Source organism: Rhizobacter sp. P3_B12 (assembly GCF_056402895.1).
Map to the genome: position 1 here is coordinate 1 of NZ_JBFUGN010000833.1, position 2,767 is coordinate 2,767.

General features: G+C 71.1%; 2 protein-coding genes. Both read right to left on the minus strand.

Annotated features, from left to right (window positions below; all coding sequences use genetic code 11):
* Window positions 1-1,394, minus strand: a 1,394-nt coding sequence (locus AC1D01_RS28740; RefSeq protein ID WP_477872493.1) for a ShlB/FhaC/HecB family hemolysin secretion/activation protein, incomplete at its 3' end; no start/stop codon positions are given.
* 8 nt (window positions 1,395-1,402) lie between these two features.
* The coding region (locus AC1D01_RS28745) for a CHAT domain-containing protein (RefSeq protein WP_477872495.1) at window positions 1,403-2,767 on the minus strand (1,365 nt) is incomplete at its 5' end.

Below are 2,767 nucleotides of genomic sequence, written 5' to 3' on the forward strand. Positions count from 1 at the left end.
ATCCACAGCCGCAGCTCGGTGTTCAGCACCGCGGCCTCGTCCGACGAACCTTCGGCCGACGGGTAGGCGCGCACGCCGCGCGCGCCGCCGAGCGTCATCTTCTCGGCGTTGTCGAGGTTCTTGCTCGCGAACTGGCCGACCAGCCCGACGAACAGCGACACCCGCGGTACCACGGCCTGCAGCCGGTTGACCTGCAGGCCGAGCTTGCGGAAGCTGCCCTGCGTCGCGCGGTCACCGAGCGTGGCGTCGTAGTTGCGATAGTCGTCGCTCTCGATGTCGAGCTTGCCGAACTGCAGCGAGAGGTTGCCGCCGGTGAAGCCGCCGCCGGCGAACGCGTCGCGGTTCTCGAACGACAGGCCGAACTCGCCGCCGCGCACCTTCTTCTCGGTGGTAGCGCCGAACTCGTCGACCAGCTTCTTGCTCGTCAAGGCGACGCGGCCGACCAGGTTGCGGTCGCGCGTGCGGATGAAGGGGTACGACAGCGACACATCGGCGACGTTGGCCGAGCCGACCGCGCCGGCACCGGCGAAATCCTGCCCCAGCTCGTACTCGACGCGCGAGATGCCGGCCCCCAGCCGCCACGCGGTCGAGCCGAGCGGAATTTCGTAGCCGAGCCGGCCGACCAGCGTGCCCTTGCCGCTGGAGACGGAGGCGCGCAGGTCGAGGTTGTCGCCCGAGCCGGTCGGGTTGTTCCAGCGCAGCAGCGCGCCGGCGCGGTAGCGGCCGGTCGTCTCGGAGCCGTAGTTGTCGGCATCGACGCTCGCGTCCCAGCCGCGGCGTGCCTCGGTCTGCACCGCGATCGCGTAGCGGCCTTCGTCGCCGGTGGGCAGCAGCGTCGACTTGGCGCCGACGCCGGGCCAGTCGTTCAGCGTGTACATCGCGCGGTCGAGCGCCAGCACGTCGAGCGGCTCGTCCTTCGCGATGCCGTTGCGCTCCAGCACCGCGGTGATCTTCTGCGGCGAGATCGGCGGCTTGTCGGGGCTCTCGACCGTCACGCGGACGATGCGTGGTTCGACGATCGCGATCTGCAGCACGCCTTGCGCGAGATCCTGCGTCGGGAAGCCGACGCCGACCAGGCCGTAGCCGCGCTCCTCGTAGAAGCGGCGCAGCGCGACCGCGACCACCGCGAGGTCGGTGGCGACGATCTCGCGGTTCAGCCAGGGCTTGACGACCTGCTGCAGCTCGGCTTCGGGCACCGCCTTGGTGGGGGTGAAGCGGACCGCGGTGATCGTGAACCTGACGACCGGCTTCGCCGCAGCGGCGCGCGGCGCGGAGGCGGCATCGGCGGCCTGTGGCGCGTTGCGCAGCGCGGGGGCTTCGGTCTGGCCGTGGGAGATCAGCGGGAATGCCAGGGCCAGCGCCATCGGCAGCGTGCGCAGAGGGAAGTGGATCATGTTCGTTCTCATCGCGCGGCCACAGCGTTGAACACCTGGAGGCGTCCATTCCCGATGACGTTGAAGGGGGCCCAGAAGAACGGATGCGCGAAGCGGCGGTTCTTCTGCACCTCGAGTTCGGCCTGCTGCATCGCGCCCATCAGGTCGCGGCCGCCGGCCAGTTCGCGGTACAGCCGGGTCATCAGCAGGTCGGTGGATTCATCGGCCACCGGCCACAGCGACGCGACGATGCTGTTCGCGCCGGCCGACAGGATCGAGTGCGTGAAGCCGACGATCTCGTCGCCGCGCGCGACCTTGCCGAGCCCGCTCTCGCAGGCAGACAGCGTCATCAGGCGCACGCCGTCGAGCTTCAGGTTGTAGATGTCGCGCGCCTCCAGCAGCCCGGGCTCGCTGGGGGTGGAGGCCAGCAGCACGCGCGAGAACAGCGGGTCGGCCTCGTCGAGCTCGGCGTGCGCCGCGATGTGCACGACACTGGCCGACGCGGCGCCTTCCTTGAAGCGCTGCTTGGTGGCCTCCTGCTGCACGAAGACCTCGCTGCGGCCGAACTGCTGGGCCACCTTCTGCACCTCGCGCTCGGCGCCGGGCAGCGGCGGCACGTCGCGGTCGGTGGCCGGGTTGCCGAAGCCGAGCAGAGACGAGGCCTGCGCGTTGCCGCGCGCGAGCAGCTTCGAGCCCACTGCGGCCGACGGCCACACCGCCAGCGCGCTGCGCTCGACCAGGAAGCCGCGGCCGTCGTGCAGCGCCTGGAACGGCAGGTAGTGCAGCGGGCCGTGCGGCACGACGAACAGCCGGCGCGAGTCACCGAGGTCGATGCCCGACAGCAGCGACTTGTAGAGCTGCTGCGCGAGCGAGGTGGTGTCGCGGCGGCGTTCGATGACGCTCGCGCGGAAGCCCTCGACCTGCTTCGCGAGCGAGGCCTGGCCTTGCGGGATCAGCGCGGCCGACAGCCCGCTGCGCGTGACCAGCCAGACGACGCTGCGGTCGTCGAGCACGTGGAACTGCAGCACCGCGTCGCCGGCGCCGAGCGAGCGCTGCAGCTCGGGCAGCGAGACGCGCTCCTGCGCCAGCGTGTCGCTCGCGCGATCGCGGATGGAATCGAGCAGCTGGCGCGAGCGCGAGGCCTCGGAGAGCGTCCACGCGGCCTCGTAGTTGCGCGCGTCGAGGCTCAGCGCCAGCGCGGCGTTGAACACCTGCTGGATGTCGCCGAACAGGCCGGTCTTGAACTCCTCGCTGGTGAACTTGCTGCGCAGGCGCTCGGCCTGCTGCACGGTGTCGAGGTAGGCGGCCAGCGCGGCCGGCTTGTCGCCGCGGGCGGCCTCGACGCGTGCGATGCCTTCGGAGGCCCACAGGCGGTGGTAGGCGGTGTCGCCGGC